This window comes from Streptomyces sp. NPDC048825 (assembly GCF_043198355.1).
Classification (GTDB): Bacteria; Actinomycetota; Actinomycetes; order Streptomycetales; family Streptomycetaceae; genus Streptomyces; species Streptomyces xiangluensis.
This window is the reverse complement of the sequence record NZ_JBICUR010000013.1, coordinates 51,855-71,808: the sequence shown is the minus strand read 5'-3', so window position 1 is coordinate 71,808 and position 19,954 is coordinate 51,855. Positions and strand designations below refer to the sequence as shown.

The 19,954-nt window shown below is 69.0% G+C and carries 21 protein-coding genes; 13 read left to right on the top strand and 8 right to left on the bottom strand.

From position 1 onward, the window contains the following. The first annotated feature begins 21 nt into the window (after positions 1-21). On the top strand, positions 22-1,041 hold the full coding sequence (locus ACGFNK_RS28930) for a LacI family DNA-binding transcriptional regulator (RefSeq protein WP_386353820.1): 1,020 nt from the start codon (positions 22-24) through the stop codon (positions 1,039-1,041). Positions 1,042-1,225: 184 nt separating this feature from the next. Here the strand turns inward: ACGFNK_RS28930 and ACGFNK_RS28925 are convergent, their stop codons facing one another. Beyond that, entirely contained in the window at positions 1,226-2,962 is a 1,737-nt protein-coding gene (locus tag ACGFNK_RS28925) for a trypsin-like serine protease (protein ID WP_393420537.1), read from the bottom strand. A 297-nt stretch (positions 2,963-3,259) separates the two neighbouring features. Between ACGFNK_RS28925 and ACGFNK_RS28920 the strand changes: the two genes are divergently transcribed. The 4 genes from ACGFNK_RS28920 (at position 3,260) to ACGFNK_RS28905 (ending at position 7,059) form a co-directional block, all read left to right on the top strand. Beyond that, a complete protein-coding gene (locus ACGFNK_RS28920) occupies positions 3,260-4,477 on the top strand; it encodes a S1C family serine protease (protein ID WP_393420535.1) in 1,218 nt (405 codons plus the stop codon). 52 nt (positions 4,478-4,529) lie between these two features. Next, positions 4,530-4,748 carry a hypothetical protein gene (locus ACGFNK_RS28915; protein WP_393420533.1) on the top strand — a complete coding sequence of 73 codons (219 nt, stop codon included), beginning with the start codon at positions 4,530-4,532 and terminating at the stop codon, positions 4,746-4,748. Between the two features lie 113 nt (positions 4,749-4,861). Continuing rightward, positions 4,862-5,596, top strand: coding sequence for a response regulator transcription factor (locus ACGFNK_RS28910; protein ID WP_344386615.1), 735 nt, complete (start codon positions 4,862-4,864; stop codon positions 5,594-5,596). After that, the gene (locus ACGFNK_RS28905) at positions 5,593-7,059 is read left to right on the top strand and encodes a sensor histidine kinase (RefSeq protein WP_393420531.1); all 1,467 of its coding nucleotides are present in this window, start codon (positions 5,593-5,595) and stop codon (positions 7,057-7,059) included. The genes ACGFNK_RS28910 and ACGFNK_RS28905 overlap by 4 nt, the downstream gene beginning before the upstream one ends. A gap of 22 nt (positions 7,060-7,081) precedes the next feature. Here ACGFNK_RS28905 and ACGFNK_RS28900 read toward each other — a convergent pair whose 3' ends face one another. From ACGFNK_RS28900 to ACGFNK_RS28890, 3 genes are all read right to left on the bottom strand, one after another. Then, on the bottom strand, positions 7,082-8,215 hold the full coding sequence (locus ACGFNK_RS28900) for a CU044_5270 family protein (RefSeq protein WP_393420530.1): 1,134 nt from the start codon (positions 8,213-8,215) through the stop codon (positions 7,082-7,084). After that, positions 8,212-8,889 (bottom strand): RNA polymerase sigma factor, encoded by a 678-nt coding sequence (locus ACGFNK_RS28895; protein WP_386353832.1) that lies wholly within the window; start codon positions 8,887-8,889, stop codon positions 8,212-8,214. The genes ACGFNK_RS28900 and ACGFNK_RS28895 overlap by 4 nt, the downstream gene beginning before the upstream one ends. Positions 8,890-9,130: 241 nt before the next feature. After that, complete coding sequence (locus tag ACGFNK_RS28890; protein ID WP_393420528.1) at positions 9,131-9,877, bottom strand: SDR family NAD(P)-dependent oxidoreductase; 747 nt, start codon at positions 9,875-9,877, stop codon at positions 9,131-9,133. 94 nt (positions 9,878-9,971) lie between these two features. Here ACGFNK_RS28890 and ACGFNK_RS28885 point away from each other — a divergent pair, with 94 nt between their 5' ends. Next, positions 9,972-10,580, top strand: coding sequence for a TetR/AcrR family transcriptional regulator (locus tag ACGFNK_RS28885; protein WP_393420526.1), 609 nt, complete (start codon positions 9,972-9,974; stop codon positions 10,578-10,580). Between the two features lie 154 nt (positions 10,581-10,734). On the opposite strand, the gene ACGFNK_RS28880 is transcribed toward ACGFNK_RS28885, so the two are convergent. Beyond that, positions 10,735-11,622 carry an NAD(P)-dependent oxidoreductase gene (locus tag ACGFNK_RS28880; protein WP_393420525.1) on the bottom strand — a complete coding sequence of 296 codons (888 nt, stop codon included), beginning with the start codon at positions 11,620-11,622 and terminating at the stop codon, positions 10,735-10,737. A gap of 82 nt (positions 11,623-11,704) precedes the next feature. On the opposite strand from ACGFNK_RS28880, the gene ACGFNK_RS28875 reads away from it, so the two are divergent. Further along, entirely contained in the window at positions 11,705-12,091 is a 387-nt protein-coding gene (locus tag ACGFNK_RS28875) for a MerR family transcriptional regulator (RefSeq protein WP_393420855.1), read from the top strand. 167 nt (positions 12,092-12,258) lie between these two features. Further along, positions 12,259-14,028: an Imm49 family immunity protein gene (locus ACGFNK_RS28870; protein WP_393420523.1), complete on the top strand. Its 1,770-nt coding sequence runs from the start codon at positions 12,259-12,261 to the stop codon at positions 14,026-14,028. On the opposite strand, the gene ACGFNK_RS28865 is transcribed toward ACGFNK_RS28870, so the two are convergent. Together ACGFNK_RS28865 and ACGFNK_RS28860 are read right to left on the bottom strand one after the other, a co-directional pair. Then, positions 14,025-14,270, bottom strand: a complete 246-nt coding sequence (locus ACGFNK_RS28865) for a DUF397 domain-containing protein (protein WP_393420521.1) — start codon at positions 14,268-14,270, stop codon at positions 14,025-14,027. The two genes, ACGFNK_RS28870 and ACGFNK_RS28865, sit on opposite strands and share 4 nt — an antisense overlap. Beyond that, a complete protein-coding gene (locus tag ACGFNK_RS28860; protein WP_393420519.1) occupies positions 14,267-15,091 on the bottom strand; it encodes a helix-turn-helix domain-containing protein in 825 nt (274 codons plus the stop codon). Before ACGFNK_RS28860 ends, ACGFNK_RS28865 begins: the two co-directional genes overlap by 4 nt. A gap of 138 nt (positions 15,092-15,229) precedes the next feature. Between ACGFNK_RS28860 and ACGFNK_RS28855 the strand changes: the two genes are divergently transcribed. From ACGFNK_RS28855 to ACGFNK_RS28840, 4 genes are all read left to right on the top strand, one after another. Next, positions 15,230-15,442, top strand: coding sequence for a hypothetical protein (locus tag ACGFNK_RS28855; protein ID WP_393420517.1), 213 nt, complete (start codon positions 15,230-15,232; stop codon positions 15,440-15,442). Further along, positions 15,439-15,732, top strand: a complete 294-nt coding sequence (locus ACGFNK_RS28850; RefSeq protein WP_393420515.1) for a hypothetical protein — start codon at positions 15,439-15,441, stop codon at positions 15,730-15,732. The genes ACGFNK_RS28855 and ACGFNK_RS28850 overlap by 4 nt, the downstream gene beginning before the upstream one ends. Positions 15,733-15,831: 99 nt before the next feature. After that, positions 15,832-16,158, top strand: coding sequence for a DUF6247 family protein (locus ACGFNK_RS28845; protein WP_393420513.1), 327 nt, complete (start codon positions 15,832-15,834; stop codon positions 16,156-16,158). Beyond that, entirely contained in the window at positions 16,155-16,394 is a 240-nt protein-coding gene (locus ACGFNK_RS28840; protein ID WP_393420511.1) for a hypothetical protein, read from the top strand. Before ACGFNK_RS28845 ends, ACGFNK_RS28840 begins: the two co-directional genes overlap by 4 nt. Positions 16,395-16,655: 261 nt before the next feature. On the opposite strand, the gene ACGFNK_RS28835 is transcribed toward ACGFNK_RS28840, so the two are convergent. Next, the gene (locus ACGFNK_RS28835; protein WP_393420509.1) at positions 16,656-18,632 is read right to left on the bottom strand and encodes a helix-turn-helix domain-containing protein; all 1,977 of its coding nucleotides are present in this window, start codon (positions 18,630-18,632) and stop codon (positions 16,656-16,658) included. 389 nt (positions 18,633-19,021) lie between these two features. Between ACGFNK_RS28835 and ACGFNK_RS28830 the strand changes: the two genes are divergently transcribed. Next, a complete protein-coding gene (locus ACGFNK_RS28830) occupies positions 19,022-19,909 on the top strand; it encodes a hypothetical protein (protein ID WP_393420507.1) in 888 nt (295 codons plus the stop codon). Positions 19,910-19,954: the final 45 nt, after the last annotated feature.

Sequence of the window (19,954 nt, the reverse complement as noted above, 5' to 3'; positions counted from 1 at the left end):
CCATCCGCGTAGACTCCGCGCGTGGCCAAGGTGACTAGGGATGATGTGGCGCGACTGGCGGGTACTTCCACCGCCGTCGTCAGCTATGTCATCAACAACGGACCCCGGCCGGTCGCCCCGGCCACGCGCGAGCGCGTTCTCGCCGCGATCAAGGAGCTGGGGTACCGGCCCGACCGGGTCGCCCAGGCCATGGCCTCGCGGCGGACCGACCTCATAGGCCTGATCGTGCCGGACGCGCGCCAGCCGTTCTTCGGCGAGATGGCGCACGCGGTCGAAGAGGCCGCGTTCGAGCGCGGAAAGATGGTGCTCGTCGGCAATTCGGACTACGTCGGCGAGCGCGAGGTCCACTATCTGCGGGCCTTCCTCGGGATGCGGGTCTCCGGGCTGATCCTCGTCAGCCACGCGCTGAACGATCTGGCCGCCGCCGAGATCGAGGCGTGGGACGCCCGGGTGGTGCTGCTGCACGAGCGGCCCGAGGCGATCGACGACGTCGCGGTCGTGACGGACGACATAGGGGGCGCCGAGCTCGTCACCCGCCATCTCCTGGAGCACGGCTACGACTACGTCGCCTGTCTGGGCGGCGTCGCGGAGACCCCCACGGTCGGTGACCCCGTCTCCGATCACGTCGAGGGCTGGCGGCGTGCGATGCACGAGGCCGGGAAGTCCACGGAGGGTCGCCTCTTCGAGGCGCTCTACAACCGGTACGACGCGTACCAGGTCGGGCTGAAGCTGCTGGCCGGTCCGCAGCGGCCGCCCGCGATCTTCTGCTCGACGGACGACCAGGCGGTCGGTGTGATGCGAGCGGCTCGTGAGCTGCGTATCGATGTACCGGGCGAGCTGGCGGTCGCCGGCTTCGACGACATCAAGGAAGCCGCACTTACTGATCCGCCGATGACGACGGTCGCCTCGGACCGCTCGGCCATGGCCCGTGCGGCGGTCGACCTGGTCCTCGACGACGGGGTGCGGGTCGGCTCTCGCCAGGAGCGGTTGAAGCTTTTCCCCTCACGGCTGGTGGTACGCCGGTCCTGCGGCTGCGAGTAGCTCCGCGGGAAGGGCTGTTCTTGACTGCCGGTCCGTCGTGGCTGGTCGCTCCCCCACTCTCGGCTGCTCTCCCACTCCCGGCTTCGCTCGAGCGGGAGGACCCCCATGAGCGGGGCCCCCATCGCGGCGGAGCCGCACAAGGTCACAGCCCCGCGCCCCTGAAGGGGCGCGGGGACACCGGTTCTCAGAACAGCAAGTTGTACTGGTTGAAGCCCGTGCCCAGGCTCACGCGTGACGAGAACAGGTCCGTCGACGCCTTGCCCGTGCCCCGGTAGAGCCACAGCGTGCCGTCCGAGCCGCGGGCCATGACGTCGGCTATGCCGTCGCCGGAGACGTCGCCGTTGGTGACGAGCGAGGTGAAGTTCCAGCCTGTACGCGCCTGGATGCGGGCCGACCACGGGGCCGACTGCTTGCCCGTGCCGCGGTACAGCCACAGGGTGTTGTCGGGGGAGCGGACCAGCAGGTCGGGCTTGCCGTCGCCGGAAAGGTCGCCGCGGCCCATGACCTTCACGCCCTTCCAGGCGCGGTCCACGACCTTGACCTTGGCGTTGAACTCGCCGTTGCCCCGGCCCGCGTAGACGTACGTCGAGCCGTCAGCGTCCACCGCGACCAGGTCGGGGCGGGCGTCACCGGTCAGGTCGCCGGGGATGGCGTAGGACTTGTAGCCGCCCCAGACCGTGGTGATCGGCATCCAGGTCCACTCCCAGGTGGAGTGGTCCATGTAGCTGCGGTACAGCTTGCCGTCGTCCTTGTCCCGGATGATCATGTCCTGGTAGAAGTCCCGGTCCAGGTCGGCCTGCATGCCCCAGCTGATGTAGTCCCAGCCGGTGTTCTGGTAGGCGCGCTGCGCGAGTGAAGTGCCCCTGCTCTCCTGCAGGAACAGGCCGCCCGAGGGCGTACGGGCCAGCAGGTCGGCGCGGCCGTCGTACGACAGATCGGTGTCGTCGATGCGCGGCTGGGCCGCCCAGGTGTACGAGGACACCTTGGTGAACACCGGGTACGCACCCTCGGCCGTGCAGCCCGCGACACCCCACGAGACGATGCCGACGACCTTGCCGCCGACGACCAGCGGGCCGCCGGAATCGCCGTTGCAGGGGCTGTTGGTGCCCTCGTCGGTGCCGGTCGCCGGGGTGCCCGCGCAGGTCATCGAGCCCTCGATGAAGCGGTCGCTGCCGAGTACGGACTGCATCGCGCTGTTGCAGGTCGAGTCCGCGACCAACGGCAGGCTCGCCTTACGCAGCTTCGCCGCGAGTTCGCCGCCCTCGCCGCCGGAGGTCAGGCCCCAGCCGTAGACGGTGCCGGTGGTGCCGGGCGTGTAGAGCGCGCTGTCGTCGGACGCGGCCAAGCGCAGCCACTGCTGCTCCAGCGGACGGTCGAGGGTGAGGACCGCGACGTCGTTCTGGATGGTGGCCTCGTTGTAGCGCGGATGCGACCACTGGGCCCAGACGCCGGCAGGGGTGCCGTTCGCGTAGTCGTCGAGGTCGGTGCTGCCTGCCAGGACGGCGCCGTTGGCGGTCCAGTCCAGGCCCGCGACGCAGTGGGCGGCGGTGAGGACCTTGTTCGGGGCGACGAGGGTGCCGCCACAGAAGTAGCTCTCGCCGGTGGCCTCGTCGTGGTAGCCGAGCTGGACCATCCACGGGGCGCTGGAGATCGTCGTCTCCGAGCCGCCGATGATGAAGGGGGTCTGCTTCTCGGCCGGGGCCTGGCCCTCGGCCGGAGTCCGGCTTTCGGCTGCGGTCGCCTGGTCCTCGGCGGCGTCGACGATCCGTTCGCGCAGTTCCTTCGTGGACGCGGTGGGCTTTGGTGCGGCCTGCCCGAGGCCCGCTTCCGGGAGGCCGCGCGGCTCGTCCGCCGCGGTCGCGGACTGTGCTGCGAGAACGCCGGCGCAGCTCAGCGCCAGCGCGAGAGCGGCCGCCGTCAAAGTCGATCTTCGGCGGCCACGCAATGCAATTATCACTCAGGGCTCCTGAGAGGGGTGGTGTTGAGAGGGGTACGTGTCGTGAACCCACCAAGATTGCGGCACGCGAGCCCGTCTGCACATGAGCTGCACAGCAGGCCGACAAGTGTTCGTCCGCCGCTTCCGTCACAGCACCGTGCCGTAACCCCTCGTTCCACCTGCTTCACCGGCCCGCGGCTTTATATCGGGCAAACGCGGTTCTGGTGGGCTTCTCAGCATGGACTCAGGGAGCTCTCATGCTTGCGGGCCAAGCTCTGAGTCATGACCGAGAGCTTCCGCCGCAACGGCGAGTACCCCCAGGGCGAACAGCAGCAGCAGTCCGCGTACTCCCAGCAGGAGCACGCCACTTCAGAGCAGGAGCACTCCTCTTTCGCGAGCTCCTCCGCGGCCTCCCCCGTAAATCCGGAGTGGCCGCCTCCGCCGGCGTACGACCCGCCGTCGTACGAGCCGACGCACAACGCGGCGCCGCAACCCACGCACAACGCGGCGCAGGCACACGAGCCGACGCACACCGCGCCCCCGGCGCACGACCCGTCGCAGCAGGCCGCCGCCCCCACCGCTCTCCTCACCGAGCCGGTCTCCGCCGGCGCCACCCGCCGCCGGCGCGCCCGGGGTCCGCTGGCGCTGCTGGCCGCCGTGGCGATAGCCGCCGCGGCCGTGGGCGGTGGCACCGCGTACGCCTTCCAGGAGCTGAGCGGCGGCAACGACGTCGCCACGAGCAGCACCACCACGAGCGTCGTGCCCACCAGCCAGAAGGGCACCGTCGCCGGGGTCGCCCAGGCGGTCAGCCCGAGCATCGTCGAGATCAACGCGACCTCCGCGGTGGGCGAGTCCACCGGGTCCGGCGTGATCATCACCAGTGACGGCGAGATCATCACCAACAACCACGTCGTCTCCGGCGCCGACTCGATCAAGGTGAGGACGAGCGACGGCAAGTCGTACTCCGCGGAGGTCGTCGGCACCGACAGCAAGAAGGACCTCGCGCTGATCAAGCTGCAGGACGCCTCCGGGATGAAGGCCGCGACGCTCGGCAACTCCGACGGCGTCAAGGTGGGCGACGAGGTCGTGGCGATCGGCTCCCCCGAGGGCCTGACCGGCACCGTCACCAGCGGCATCGTCTCCGCGCTTGACCGCGACGTCACCGTCTCCACGGACGAGGACCAGGGTCAGGGCCAAGGGCAGGGCGGCGGCAACGACCAGTGGCCGTTCGGCTTCGGCGGCCAGGAGTTCAACGGTGACACCGGGTCGTCGACGACGACGTACAAGGCGCTCCAGACGGACGCCTCCCTCAACCCCGGGAACTCCGGCGGCGCGCTGATCGACATGAGCGGCAACATCATCGGCATCAACTCCGCGATGTACTCGCCGGCTTCCGCCACCTCGGCGAGCGCGGGCAGCGCCGGCCTCGGCTTCGCCATCCCGATCAACACCGTCAAGTCCGACCTCGACACGCTGCGCGCGGGCGGCTCGGACAACTGAGCCACCCCCACTGAGCTGCCACTCAGCAGCTCCGGAGACCTTGGAGGTCGCCATGACCAGGAACGTATCGATCAAGCAGGTGTCGCACGGCGCGGCAGGCGAGGCTGCCCTGCCCGCCATCACCGACCCCGCCGCCTTCGCCCTCGCCCTCGATGTGGCCCGCGCCCTGCACCCGCCGCTCGCCCGGGCGCCCGAGGTGGCCCCGGCGCCCGTCACCGCCGCCCGGCCCGCGCGCAGGGCGTCGGCCCGCCGCCGTACCGTACGGAGTTGAGCCGGTTTACGAGCTTGATCCGTACGACGCCGCAAACGTTCCCGGAAACGTGCGACGCTGAAGGCGGCTCGAACCGGCCCCCACCACCTATTCCACCCGAGGAACGAACTCCGATGAGCTCCGCCGAAGGCGACCGTGACATCCAGCGCATCCTGATCGTCGACGACGAGCCCGCGGTGCGTGAAGCACTCCAGCGCAGCCTCGCCTTCGAGGGATACGACACCGAGGTCGCCGTCGACGGTGCGGACGCGCTGGAGAAGGCGACCGCGTACCAGCCCGACCTGGTCGTCCTCGACATCCAGATGCCCCGCATGGACGGACTGACCGCCGCCCGCCGGATGCGCGGCGCCGGCACCACCACGCCCATCCTCATGCTCACCGCCCGCGACACGGTCGGCGACCGCGTGACCGGGCTCGACGCCGGCGCCGACGACTACCTGGTCAAGCCCTTCGAACTCGACGAGCTCTTCGCCCGTATCCGCGCCCTGCTGCGCCGCAGCTCGTACGCGGCGTCCGTGGCGGGCGCCGCCCAGGACAACGAGGCCCTGACCTTCGCCGACCTCCGCATGGACCTCGCCACACGCGAGGTCACGCGAGGCGGGCGGCAAGTGGAGCTGACCCGCACGGAGTTCACGCTGCTGGAGATGTTCATGGCGCACCCGCGCCAGGTCCTCACCCGCGAGCAGATCCTGAAGGCCGTCTGGGGCTTCGACTTCGAGCCCTCCTCCAACTCCCTTGATGTGTACGTCATGTACCTGCGCCGCAAGACCGAGGCGGGCGGCGAGCCGCGCCTCGTGCACACGGTGCGGGGCGTGGGGTATGTGTTGCGATCGGGCGGCGCGGAGTGAACGGAGTCACGAAGGTCGTACGGCGCGTCCGGTCGCTGCCCATACGCTCGCGCCTGGCGCTGCTGGTCGCGGCGGCGGTCGCGTTCGCGGTGGCCGCGGTATCGGTGGCTTGCTGGTTCATTGTGCAAGGGAAGCTGTACGACGAGCTGAACGAGGATCTGACGGCGAAGTCGCGCAAGCCGCAGTCGATCACTCAGATCCAGACGCTCCTCAGCGCCTGCCCCGAGACACCGAGGGGCGTGGATGGCTTCCCGCACCGGAATGACTACTACTTCCAGTTGGTCAAGGCCGACGGCACTCCCTGCGTCTTCGACGATTCCGCGGGCACGGTGAACGTCACCGGCAGTGACACCGACGTGATCGAGAACACCTACTCCGGCGACGGGCGATTCCGCAACGGCACCGACAGCGACGGCAATCCCGTACGCGTGCTGACCGTTCCCATCGGCGAGTTGAGCGTTGACAACCAGATCGTGGCCGAGGACACGGCCCTCCTCATCGCCTACCCCCTCAACAGCACCGAGTCCACCCTCAACGAACTGGCCCTGCTCCTCCTCGCCGTCTCCGGCATCGGAGTGGTGGGCGCGGGACTGGCGGGCCTGTGGGTCGCCCGCGCCGGTCTCCGCCCCGTAGACCAACTCACGGACGCGGTCGAGCACGTGGCCCGCACCGAAGACCTCACCATCCGCATCCCGGTGGAGGACGACAGCGAGGACGAGATCGCCCGCCTGTCCCGCTCCTTCAACTCGATGACGGCGTCACTGGCTTCGTCCCGCGACCTGCAACAGCAACTGATCGCGGACGCGGGCCACGAACTCCGTACGCCCCTGACCTCACTCCGTACGAACATCGAACTCCTCAGCCGCAGCGAGGAGACGGGCCGGGCGATCCCGCCCGAGGACCGCAAGGCGCTCCTGAACTCCGTGAAGGCCCAGATGAGCGAACTGGCGTCCCTGATCGGCGACTTGCAGGAACTGTCCCGCTCGGACTCGGGCCAGCAGGGTGACCGCGTCCAGATCCTGGACCTCCAGGAAACGGTGGAGTCGGCGCTGCGCCGCGCCCGCCTCCGCGGCCCGGAACTGACGATCACGGCGGACGTCCAGCCCTGGTACGTACGCGCCGAACCCACAGCGTTGGAGCGGGCGATCGTGAACGTCCTCGACAACGCGGTGAAGTTCAGCCCGGACGGCGCCACGATCGACGTGAACCTCAAGGCCGGCGAACTAACGGTCCGGGATCACGGCCCCGGCATCCCCACCGAGGACCTCCCCCACGTCTTCGACCGCTTCTGGCGCTCCCCCTCGGCCCGCGCCCTGCCGGGCTCGGGCCTGGGCCTGTCGATCGTGGCACGTACGGTCCAACAGGCGGGTGGTGAGGTGTCGTTGACGCCGGCGGAGGGCGGCGGAACGGTGGCGACCATCCGGTTGCCCGGCGCCCCGACACCGCCGCCCGTGCTGGACTGAGGCGGGCCCGGAAGGGCCGGCCTCAGCCCGCCTGTGACGGTGTCTGCTTCATGTCGTCGACCACGGCGCGGTTCTTGATGGCCCTGGTGAAGGTCACTGTGCCGGGCTTCATCAGGGCGTCCACTCCCTTGAGCTGCTTCACCTGGACACTGCGCGAGCCAAGGTAGACATGGGTCTTCTTGTCGAAGATCCACTCCTCGCGCTGCCCGCTCATCTCGTCCAGCCGGGCCACCGCCACTCCGTGCCGGCCGGCCGCGTCCACCGCGTCGTCGACGACGACGACGCCCGGAATCCTGGCGGCGGCCTCGAACAGTGCCGAGTAGAGCTCCGGCGGCGGGTAGCTCTCACCGAGCAAGTCACCGATGGTGGTGAAGGCCTGCTGATCGGGGGAGTTCCCCTGGCCCTTGGTCTCCTTGTAGATCTTGGCCAGCAGTGCGTCGGGGTTGGTGGTCAGCTTGGCCAGGTAGTCGTACGACGGGCTGCCGAGATGCGCCTTCGGGGTGTTGCCCTGCTCGTCGGGCAGGCTCAGGGTCTCGCCCTCCGGGCTGTCGTTGACGGCGGGGTCGATCAGCCAGCCCTTGACGCCGTCCGGGGAGTTCCAGATCTGGCGGCGGTGCAGTTTGTGGCTGGCCAGACTGGTCTTGTCGTCGACGGTCTTCAGGAAGGTGTCGGCCAGCACGGACTCGATGTAGATGTACTGGCCGGGCTTGACGGTCGGGTGGTCGCTTTCGGCAGCCGCCAGTGAGATCTGGTCGATCAGCTGGGGCACCCCCTTCGTGGTCGCGGTACCGAGGTCGGTGGTCAGGGCCGGGCCGGTGGCGACGCCGCTCTCCCGCACCCCTTCGCCACCGCCGCGCGTCAATATCCCGGCGACGACCACCGCGGACAGGGCGGCCGCCATCGCGGGCAGCATGATCGCCGGGCGCGGCAACCGGAATCGTCGTGCCTTCCCGGGCACCGCCGTGGCCGCCGTGCGCTCTTCCCGCTCTTCCCGCTCTTCCCGCTCTTCCCGCTGGATCTGCTCGTGGATCTGGGCCATCAGACGCTCCTTGTGGAACTCGTGGCGGCCCGTCGGCAGGTCACGCGCCGTCTGGGAGAGGAGCTGTGCCTCCTGGTCCCACTCGGCAGGGTGCTGCCGGGACGTGTTCGCGTTCATCGGTTTCCTTCCTGTGCGGGCCGGATCGCGTTCATGTGATCGCCTCTTGTCTGTCGGGCGGGGCGGGGTCCTTCCCGTTTTCCACGAACTTTCTCGAGTGCGGTTTCGGGAGCGGGGCGACCCAAGTCGCTTTCGGGACGCGCCAGTTGGGCCTCGGCGATCGCGCGCAGCTTCTTACGGGCCCGGGAGAGCCGGGAGGCGACGGTGCCCACCGGGATGCCCAGCGCCTCCGCCGCGGCCTCGTAGTCGAGTCCCTCCCCCAGGCAGAGCGCGATGACCTCGCGCTCGGGTCTACGCAGGGCCGCCAGCGCGGTGAGGGCGGTGGCGAGGCGGCGCCGGTCGTCGACGCGGTCGGCGACCTCGTCGGCGTGGTCGGGCACGGATAGCTCCGCCGCCGCGGCGGCGTTCGCGGCACGGCGGTAGCGCCGGTTGCTGCGGTACTGGTTGCGCGCCGTGTTCGTGGCGATGCCCAGCAGCCAGGGCCGTAGGGAGCCACCCTCGGGGTCGACCCCGTCCCGCAGCCGCCAAGCCTCCATGAAGGTCGCGGCCATCACGTCCTCGGCCGTCGACCAGTCCGCGGTCAGCCGGAACGCGTGGTTGTACACCGCGCGGGAGTACGTGTCGAAGAGCTCGGCGTAAGCGCTCGAATCCCCGGCCCGTACCCGGGTTCGCATATGAGTGGTCACCTCTATGAGCTGTACGGCAGGAGGTGCCGCCTTCCCGTGACGTGCGTCACAAGGTGGTTGGGGTAGTTGGTTCTGATGGGGAAGTGCTGGTCATAGCTGTTCGTTGAGGACTACGGCCAGCATGGTCGCCTCGTTGCGGATGGCGAGCTTGTCACTTTCTCGGTCAGTCACGGTCGTCGCCGCTCGTGACGGCGCCGCTGGTGATCGCGCGACGGATGTCGTCCGCCGGTCAGATCTGGTTCTCGCCGCCGTCGACGTACAGATTGGCTCCGAGGATGAAACTGCTCTGAGCGGAAGCGAGGAAAGCCACCACGTCGGCGACCTCGTCCGGGCGCCCGATCCGGCCCAGTGGGACGCCTGCGGCGAACTGTGACTTGGTGAGGGGCGCGCCTCCTGCGGCCACGGCGTCGAGTCCAGGAGTGTCGATGGTGCCCGGGGAGATCGCGTTGACCCGGATGCCGCGGTCCTTGAGCTCGTTGGCCCAGGTCCGGGCGAAGGACCGTATCGCCGCCTTGGAGGCCGCATACGTGCCGAACGCCGCGACACCGTCATCGGCGCGCACCGAGGAGTTCAGGATCACCGACGCGCCGTCGTTGAGCAGCGGCAGCGCCTTCTGCACCGTGAACAATGTGCCCCGGACGTTGACGTTGAAGGTCTCCTCGAAGTGGTCCTCGGTGACCTGCTGCAGCGTCGCGAACGAAGCGGTGCCGGCATTGGCGAACAACACGTCCAGGCCCCGGCCCCGGGCGCGGACCGTGGCATAGAGCCGGTCCAGGTCGGCCAAGTTGGAGATATCACCCACCACCGCGGTGGCCCGTGCCGGGCCGATGGTCTCGACGGCCGCGTCCAGTACGTCCTTGCGCCGGCCGGTGATGAACACGTGACCGCCCTCGGCCGCCAGCCGAACGGCGGTGGCCAGGCCGATCCCGGTGCCGCCGCCGGTGACGACTGCGGTCTTGCCTTCAAGCTGCCCCATGCGAATGACCTCCACAAAATTCAGTACCGATCGATACCGAACGGGACCGTAGCGCATCTGCACCGATCAGTACGGAAGAGGTATGATCGATCGCATGGAGACGCGGCAGAAGGCACCGATCGGCCGGCCGAGGGGTTTCGACGCCGACGAGGCCCTCGAACACGCCATGCGGGTCTTTTGGCAACAGGGCTACGAAGGCGCCGGCCTCACCGATCTGACCAACGCCATGGGAATCACCCGCACCAGCATGTACGCGGCCTTCGGCAACAAGGAGGACCTGTTCCGGAAGGCCCTGGAGCGCTACACCGAAGGCCCCGCCTCGTACGGGGCCCGGGCCCTGCAAGAACCGACCGCCCGGCAGGTGGCCACCGCGTTCCTGAACGGCTCCGTCCGGGCCACCACCCGCCCCGGCTGCCCCGCCGGGTGCCTCGGCGTCCAAGGGTCCCTCGCCGCCGGCGACCCGGGACGCAACGCCCGCGACGATCTCATCGTCTGGCGCAACGAGCACACCTCCCTTCTCCGCGACCGGTTCCGGCAAGCCGTCGACGAAGGCGACCTGCCCCCCGGCACCGACCCCGAACTACTCGCCCGCTACCTCATGACCGTGGCGAACGGCATCGCCGTCCAAGCCGCCGGCGGCGCCACCCGCGACCAACTCCAGCAGGTGGCCGACATGGCCCTGCAGAGCTGGCCACCTGCCTGACGGCCCCGACGACCGAGGGCTCTGACAACCGAGGGCTCTGCGGCAAGACGATCGGGCAGCGACGTGACATTGCCACCGACGGAGGGCGGCGGCGCGGTGCAACGATCCGCTTGCCGGGGGCGTCGGCGGCCCCCGGCGTCGGCATCTGAGCCGGTCATGAAGGCTTGCGGAACTGTTCGATCAGCGCTGCGTAGCCGTCGTCGCCGTGTCCCTCGGCCACTGCCCGGTCGGTCAGCGCCTTGATGAGCCTTGGAAATTCGGCATTGACGCCGAGGAACTCGCTCTCGTCGATGAGGTGGTCCATCGCGGCCAGGTGAGTGTCGATGGTCGCGTCGAGGGGCGGATACGTGCCGTCGTCGATCTGCTGGGCGTAACCGGGCAGCCAGCCGGTCACGGTCTCGATTCCCTTTTTCGCGAGCGGGGCGAACGTCGCGGCGTCGACCCCCGCCGCGCCGAGCATGGCGGCACCTTGCAGGAAGCCGTTCCCGATGCTCCACATCAGGCTCAGCACAGCCGCTTCATACACCGCCGACAGGCTGTGGTCGTCGCCGAGGTGCGTCGTTTCCGCGGCGAGGCTCTTCAGGGCCGGCTCGTGCAGGTCGAAGGCAGACCGCGGCCCGCTGCAGACGATGACGGCGTCCGCCGTGCCGATGGCCTCAGGGATGGCCATGATCGCGCCGTCGAGGTAGGTGCTCCCCTGCCGTGCCGCCCACTCGGCGGTCTCGCGGGCCTGTGCCGAGGTTCCCGAGGTCAGGTTCACCAGGACCCGGCCGTCGAGGACCTCGCCCACCGGATCGAGGAGTTCGTGCACGGCGTCGTAGTCCGAGACGCAGACGACCACGAGCGGACTGGCCGCGACAGCGTCGCGGGCCGAGTCGGCGAGCTTCGCGCCCTGGGCGACAAGCTGGTCGGCCTTCGCCGCCGTGCGGTTCCACACCGTCGTGGGGTAGCCGTCGCGCAAGAACGCTCCGGCCAGCGCCTGGCCCATCAGCCCCAGGCCTATGACCGTCACGGGAGTGTGGCTTGCATCGCGATTCTTCATCATGTGCTCCCTCCAAGTGGCTTGGCAGCCATGGAAGAATCCTCAACATTCATACCGGTATGAAGGTCAAGGGGGATTGAGCGTGCTGATCGGGGAGTTGAGCCGAAAGACCGGGGTCCGTGCGCATCAACTGCGCTATTACGAGGCACAGGGCCTGCTCGAGCCGAGCCGCGGCGCCAGCGGCTACCGCGAGTACGCCGACAACGCCGTCCTGACCGTGGCGCAGATCAGGAAGCTGCTCGACGCCGGACTGTCGACCGAGGAAATCAGGTTCCTGCAGCCCTGTGTCACCGGCACGGCTCCTGACCTCGAGCCCTGCCCCGAACTCCTGGAAGGCCTACGAACACGCCTGCGCGCGCTGGACGAACAGATCGACACCCTCACCCGCTCCCGCGAGGCGCTCCGCGACTACGTCGAGGCCACCGAACGGCGGGTGCCACGGGACAGCCGTATGTCCGGAGCGGAGTGATCCCACCCCGCTCCGGACATGGAACCCGCCACTGAACCAGGACGGACTGGTCGGCGCCCTGACGGGCGGGACGGGCGCCTCTCCCTCACGCCGGAACTCACCCCGTCGAAAGACCGCTGCCGACGCGATTTAGGCTGGGGCCGGATCTTGAACGGGGGGAGCGGGCAATGCGAGCGGAGCGAATAGAGCGGCACCGGGTCGGTGAGGCGGCGGTCTCGGCCGTACGCGAGGACTTCACCAACCGCATCGGCTCGCAGGTCCGGTCGATGTCGAAGGCCGGCCCGGTGACGTCGTACGAGTGGTGGACGCTGGCCGAGGAGTTCGTCGACTACCTGGGTGCGCTCTCTGCCGAGACGCCCGATCTCCACACCCCGGAGGCGAAGGCGGTGTTGCAGGACGCCGCCGAGGCCGCCGCCGGAGCCGTGGCGTACGCGGCGTACTACCCGCACAACCACTTCCAGGTCTTCCTCAACTACGTCAACTGGGGCATGGTCTACGACGCCGGGTCCGAGGGCAGCGCCGAGTCGGTCACCGCTGCTCAGTGGCTCGACGCCTTCTGCCTGGCCGTTCTCGCCGACAAGGCCCAATGGCACGGCGAGGCATTCCACTTCGCCCGCGAACATCCCCAGAAGGATCGGGCCGGACACCCCGACGCCGAGCTGATCAACGGCTTCATGGCGTACGTCATCGGCGACACCGGAGACGACGACACGAACCACCCGCCGTCCCGCGAGGAGAAGCTGGCAGCAATCAACGCGGCACTGGCCCGAATCTGGCTCCAGGACGCCGAGGTGACCGAGGACCTGCTCGACCGGCCACACACCACCGCGCTGTACGCCCTGCGGGCCCTCACTGTGGGCGATCAGGAAGCCTTCGGCACCGCGGTCGTGAGTCTCCTCCTTCCGCACGCCGCCCTCCCCGGCCAGGGCGCCTCCCCGAGCACCCTGCTGCCGCTTCTCCCCCTCGCCCTGACGGCCCTCGCCCACCGCCGCGAGGGCTGGCCGCTCCCCGTCGACACCGACTACCTCCCGCGCGCGCTGGTCACCGGTTTCGAGACCGCGCCGCCGAGGGTGGGTCCGTACGGCCGTGACCGGCGCGCGGACGCGATCATCGAACTGGCCCACGGAGTGGTCGAGTTCGAGCGTCCCGTGGATCCGCAGCCGCTGACCCTCGAGAGCGCGGCCCAGTTCGAGCGGTTCACCAGAGAGGCCTTCACGCCGGTGCCCGGCGAGCAACTCGCCGTCTGGCAGCTGGCGCACGCGATGACCGACCAGGAGATCCTCTTCAAGACCCGCGCCTCGCACTCCACCGACGTCACGGACCTCCAGCTCGGAAACCTGCGGCTCGCCGCGGAGTTGGGCGCCGCGCTCTTCCGTACGACTCTCGCGGAACCCGGCACCGACGTCGAGGTGACGATCGACGGTACGACGGTGAGGTATCCCGCTGGCCTCGACGAGGAAGCCGGGCCGGGCTCCTGGCACAAGGCCGTCGACTTCGCCCTGATCACGGGCCGCCGCGAGGACCTGGCACCGCTGGTCCTCGCCGGCCCGACGCGCGCTCACAAGGACGGGTCCCTCTTCGCCTCGTACCGTGAGGCCCTGCACGACTACCTGCGCGGCGAGGACCCGGAACCCGCCACGGACCGCGCGCTACGGGACTACGAGAAGGCGAAGGACCAGACCTTCCTCCCGCCCCCGGCCGTCCTCTTTTCCCAACTCGTCGAGGGCGACGAGGAAAGCTTCAACCTCGCTCTTCTCGACGCCCTGGAAGCCCACCGCGACCACCACCGGGTCGCCGACCGCGCAACGGACTGCGACGCCGCGATCAACCTGGACATCCTGGCGCTGACCTGCCATGCGCGGCGCCGCGGCTGGAACATCCGGGTCACGTCGCCGTATCTGCCGACGCGGGTACTGCGGGCGGCGGAGCCGTTCTAGAGCCCGCCGCGTGCCCGAACGGAGGGGAAAGTCAACGGCGGCTCTCCGCGCCCGAGACAGACGAGGAAGGACTCCCACGAGATCGACCCGAACAGGAGCACCCCGCCGTCCGGGACCTTGCTGTCGCGGACCGGGACTATGCCGGGGTATCCGTCGGCGACCTCGACACAGTCGTTGGCTCCCCCTTCGCTGTAGCTCGACTTGTGCCACAAGGCGGTGCTGAGGTCGGGGGTGCGCGTCATGATCTGTGCTCCTCCAGTACGTCCCTGATGAACGCGAGCGAGTCCGACGGGGACAGCGCCAGATCGCGAAGCCGATCGTAGGACAAGCGCTGGCGCAGAACCTCGTCCGGTTCCTCGATCAGCCGACTGCAACCGTTGCCTTCCTTGTAGGCAACGGCGCTTCCGTCTCTCTGCCAGAGCAGAGTCAGCGACCCGGTCATATGGTGGTGCGCTCCCGCGGAGAACGGCAGTACGTGGAGCGTCATGTTGGCCCACATCGCGGCAGCCTCAAGATGAAGTAGCTGATCGTGCCAGATCTTGGCACGGGCAGCGGGACGCCGAAGCGCGAACTCGTCCATGACGATGCGGACGTCGGGTTCCGGCTTCTGACGTAGGAGGTACTGCCGCCCCAGCCGTGCCGCCACCTGCTCCTCGACGGCCTCGTCACCGTCAGCCGTTGTCTGAGCCCCAGACAACACCTTTCGGGCAAAGTCCTCGGTCTGCAGCAGGCCCGGCACCGCTGGCGTGAACACCCGTATGACCCGCGCCGTCGCCTCCAGCTCCATGAACTCCTTGTACTGGTCCTTGAAGGCATCGAACCGCGCCGCCTGCCAGTGCCTGACCAGCAGGTCACCGGCCCCGTAATACCCGTCCAGGTCCTCCATGACCGTCACCTTGGACAGCCGCTCACCCGACTCCAGTCGGCTCAGGTAGCTCTTGTCGTACCCGGTCTCCTCGGCCAGTTGCCCCAGCGACTTCCCGGCCTGCTCGCGCAGGAACTTCAGCGTCCGCCCGAGCACAGCGCGCCCCGACTCCCGCTTTCCGTCAACGACTTCGCCCATGTCACCCCTCCCCGTTGCCTGGCGCCCCAGGCAACACCGAACCTCTTCCGCAGAGTACGCCGAGCCTGTGACGATCTGGGCACGAACGGTAATCAACGCTCGTCACGACGATGTCAACCGGCAAGAAGGAGCGCCGACATGAGCGCACGTATCGCGGAACTCTGCGAGTCACTGCTGATGGCTTTGCTACGAGTACTGCTGCCCGCGCAGGGCCGCCACCGAGCGCCCTCGCCCCAACTGACCTACCGGGAACGGCGATTGCAACGCCGACGGCGTCGCGAGCTCTGGCTGGCCGTGCAGGGCATCGACGCAGGCCCCCGCCGCATCCACGGAGTGGAGCTCCCCGCATGACAACGCTCCGCCTGCTCCCCTGGACGACCCCCGAGGGCAACCCCTGCTACCTCAGCACCGACAACGACGAAAGCAGGCTCTCCCTGCTCGCCGACGACGTGGAAGAGGCCCAACTCCGCTCCGGAGAACAGGTACTCGCAGGAGCCAAAGCAGTGCTCGCGGACGCCAAGGCCGGTGAACGAGCCGTGCGCTTCGCGCTCACGAGGGCGGCGGAGTCCCTGGGAGACGTACTTCGCATCGCGGCCAGCCGAGGCGCCCGCATCCAGATGACCGATTGCCGAGGCGAGTGAACCGTGACAGTCGTATCCATCAGCGATCAACACCGGCAACGCTCTACCGTGGAGGTCCGGTCACCACACACGCTCCACGCCGGAGAAGAGAAACCGATCATGGCCCACGAGGTGGATCCGAACTCTTGCGAGAGAACGCCGGAGGCGATTCGCGCAGCGCTGCAGCGGCGCCCCGACTGGTTGCAGGCCTTCGAGCAGGACTGGCTGAGCGCGGCGGCGGACTTCGATCACTCGGCGCTCGACGACGTGATCGACAAGTGGTTCCCCTTCGCCTGCGCCTGCGCGACGCCCGGCTACATCGACGAGGTGGAACAGACCGTCAAGGCCATGGCTGAGGGCGACACCGATGGCGTGATCTTCCGCGACGCGGACGGCAATGCGTACGACGCCGACAACCAGCCCATCGATGTGGGCAGGTGTGGGTGAGCGCGTACGCCATCAGGTACGTGGATCGTGCGGCACAGTGCAAGGCGGCCTTGGCCTCGCCCCAGCGTGCGTCGCTGGAGGTACTCGAGAAACGGCTCAGCCTGAACCCCTTCGGTCCGCCTGCGATCAGCAACCGTGACAACAGCTGGTCGGCTGCTTTCAAGGGCGGATTCATCACGTACGTCGTATCGAACCGCCACGTCGTGATCAACGTCGTCGATCTCGTGGCCCTCTGACGCAGGCGAACCGGCCGCCCGGGCTCTACCCCCCTCGGGCCGCCCAGTCGTCCGTATGTCCGGGGCGGGAGTGAGATCACCCCGCCCCGGACATACGTTCCCCCGTCCCGTCCCCCGTTCTCCCCCGGCAGAGGAACGAACGACGCTCACGCTAGGCATCGCCGACGATCCGTGCCACGTCACGTGTGCACGGTTACCGGGGGTCGCGCCCACCCGGTGCACGGGCGGCGCCCCTCACGCACAACCGGAGGGGCGAATTCGTCAGCCGTGCACAGGGCGGGACGGCAGGAGGGGGCGGCCCGTCGTGGCGTGGAGGGCGAAGGCCAACGGGCGTACTCCGCTCAGTACGTGTTCGTCGTCGTCCGGGAGGCTGTCGCCGTCCAGGTCCAAGGTGAGTTCGCGTTGGATGAGGGGGGCGGCGGTGCGGAGGTGAGCGCGTACCGTCGCGGGGGAGATGTCCAGAGCCGTGGCCGTCGACTCCACGTGGGTGTCGTTCTCCAGCCAGGCGCGCAGGGTGCGTGGGAGGTCGCGGGGGTCGTCCTTCAGCGGGTGCAGGAACGACTCCGCCCAGGCCCGCACCTCGGGTACGGACACCATCGCCACGAAGTCGGCCTCCGGGTCGGTCGAGAGGTCGTCGTGGCCGTGCGCGATGACGATCTTGAGGGCCGCCGACACCACGATCTGGTTCAGGACGCTGTCACGGTCGAGGCCCAGCAGGTCGAAGCAGCTGTTCATGCGGTGCGTCACCGTGTTGCGGTGGATGCCCAGCAGCCGGCCGGCCGCCTTGTGCCGGACCTCCAGGCCCAGGTCCAGGGTGCGCAGCAGCTGATCGCGGCGGCTCATGGGCAGGGTCAGCAGGGGGTGCAGCAGCGTTCCGGCCCAGCGGCGTGCCGTCTTCGGGGGCAGTACGTCGACGAGATGCATCCGGTCTTCGGCGAGCGCGACCCGGTCGGGCAGCCGGCTCGCCTGCGCGAGGGCGTTGCGGGCCTCCTCGTAGGCGTCCGCGACGCCGCCCAGCTCGCGCACCCGGCTGCCGCCCATACGGTGGCTGGGCAGCGAGGTGACGATCCGTCGCAGTGCTTCGGCCGTCTCCGAAGGCGTCCCCGAAGTCATACCTGAAGGCATGGCCGAAGTGTCGTACGTGTTCCCGGGGGCGCCGTCGCGCGCCGGGTCGATCACGATCAGGTGGTTGAAGGCCGGGCAGCGCACCAGCAACGCGTGGTCGGCGACCGCGCGTTCACCGAGCCGGGCGGTGATCTCCCGGTCCTCGTCCGCACAGTCGATCACGTACACCCGTACGAACTCCATGTCGAGCAGTCCCGGCGCGAGCGGCGCCATCACCCGCTGGGCGGCGGCCTCCTCGCCGATCATGAGCAGCTGGAAGGCGCTCAGCTTCAACTCCCGCTCGGCGTCAGCCACTTGGTGGTGGCGTCGGCCCGCCTGGTCGATCAGGCCCAGCACCTTCGCCGCGTGCCGCGTCAGATCGGTCCCGGCATCGTCGAACGGGCGGCGCGCGGTCACCGCAAGCACCGTGCCCGAACCCGCGCCGGCGAGCGGCACGAACCTCGTGTTCGGCGACGGGGCACCGGACGGCTCCACGCTCCGGGCCATCAGCAGCGGCGCAAACGTCCCCGGCGCCGTCGCCGGCGACGCGGCCAGCACACCCCGCTGCGGATCGCTGACCAGCACCTCCCCCTCCAGCGCCGCCGCCAGCCAGTCGGCGACCCGCTGCATCACCGCCACGTCCGCGTCGTCGAGCCGGTCGGGCAGCCGGTTCAGCAGGGCGGCGAGCTGTTCGGCCTGCCACTCCGCGTGCCGACGGCGGTACTCGCGCAGCCGCGGGGCCAGTTCGCTCCACTGCTGGAGCGACTTCGTCGTGGTCAGCAGCGGCAGGTTCAGCCGGGCCGCCGAGATGCGGATCGCCGCCGGCACGGACGCGGCCCCGTGCCGGTCGACGGCCACGACCAGGGCCGTGGCCCGCTGCCGTGCCAGCTCCCGCAGCAGCCGCTCGGCCGCCTGCTTGGCCTGGTCCTTGCCCGACTGCCGGTCGGCGGGCCCGTCCCCGAACGGGCGGATCACCACCAGTTCGTCGCCGGCATCTCCGAGCGGATCCCGGTGCCATGAAGTCCCCGGCAGCACCCGTACGGCATCGACGACCCGGTCGGCGGCCGGCGGGCTGCCGTCGACGATACGCAGCGAGAAGTCAGGCTCCGCACACATGTCGCCCAACGTGAGCATGACGTCCTCCCTCCGGGATGCCCGGTGGCCTCCGGCGGCCTTACGGTTCGCGAAGTCCCTTGGGCTTCGTGAAGTTGTGCGAAGGGTCATTGTCGCCGAGTCGACTTCAGGAAGCCACACGGGATCGGGACGCCTACACAGACGTGGGCAGACGTACACAGGCGTAGCCGCAGGCGTACGGACTCGCAGTCGGCCCCGGTTTTCTGAGACTTCTCTGATGAAACCGTGATGGCGCCGTGAAGTACGTCCGGTTCACTGGTACTTGACCGGCGGCCCCCGCACCTCTCTCGGCGTTTCCGCCTCTTCCACGCCGCCGGGCTCTGCTTTTCCCCCACGTAAGGCAAGACCGGCGTCATCCGGTGCCGGTGAGCAAGCAGGAGCGTACATACGTGAAATCCGCACTCAAGTCCGTGCTGAAGAGGGGCGTCCTGGTCACGGTGTCCACCGCCCTGGCCGTCACCGGCCTCGCGGCCACCGCCGGACCCGCCAACGCGGCCCCTGGCGGCCCGGGCGGCTCGTCCAACATCCGGGGTGTGGATCCCGGCGACACGGACCTCATGATCGAGCGGCTCTGCAGCCAGGAGGCCGACGACGACGGCCGGGTCCACGGCTCCCTCAACGTCGAGACCGGGCAGTTCCGGACGTATGATGAGATGTACGCCGAGTTCGAGCGCCTCGGTCACTCCCCCACCGCTCCCTGGGAGTACTTCAGCGGGTACTGCACCTACCCGCAGGCCTCCACCTGGTCCATCAAGGGCGAGACGATCCGGACCTCCAACTGGATCGGCAACCGCGGCACCACGGACGACAAGGAAATCTTCGTCCGGAACTACACCACGAAGACGAGCGCCAAGAAGAGCGTGGGCGCCAAGATCAGTCTCTCCTTCGCCAAGGGACTCTTCGGCGGTGGCGCGGAAAGCAGCTTCAACTACGAGTGGGGCTGGGAGAAGAGCTCGTCCTTCGAGCGCCGCAGCGAGAAGTCCATCCCGGCGTGTGCCCAGGTCGCCACGACGTGGACGCCGTACCAGCGCGTGGTGCGCGTGAACCCGGTCTTCAACGTCACCAACTACAGCTGGTACAAGGCCGGCGACCCGAACGACGAAGACAGCTGGGAGACCACCACCACCTGGCGCGGCCGTGACGCCTCCTGGCAGAAGATCTACTCGCACGGCTACTACATCGACGGCGTCTCCGACAAGCTCCTCCCCGACGGCACCCCCGACGGCCGCGAGGACAAGATCCAGGAGAACCTGGACCCGGCGACTTGCGCCAAGTGACCTAGCCTGCCGCCCTCCACAGCAGCGTGCCTCCGCCCGAACCTG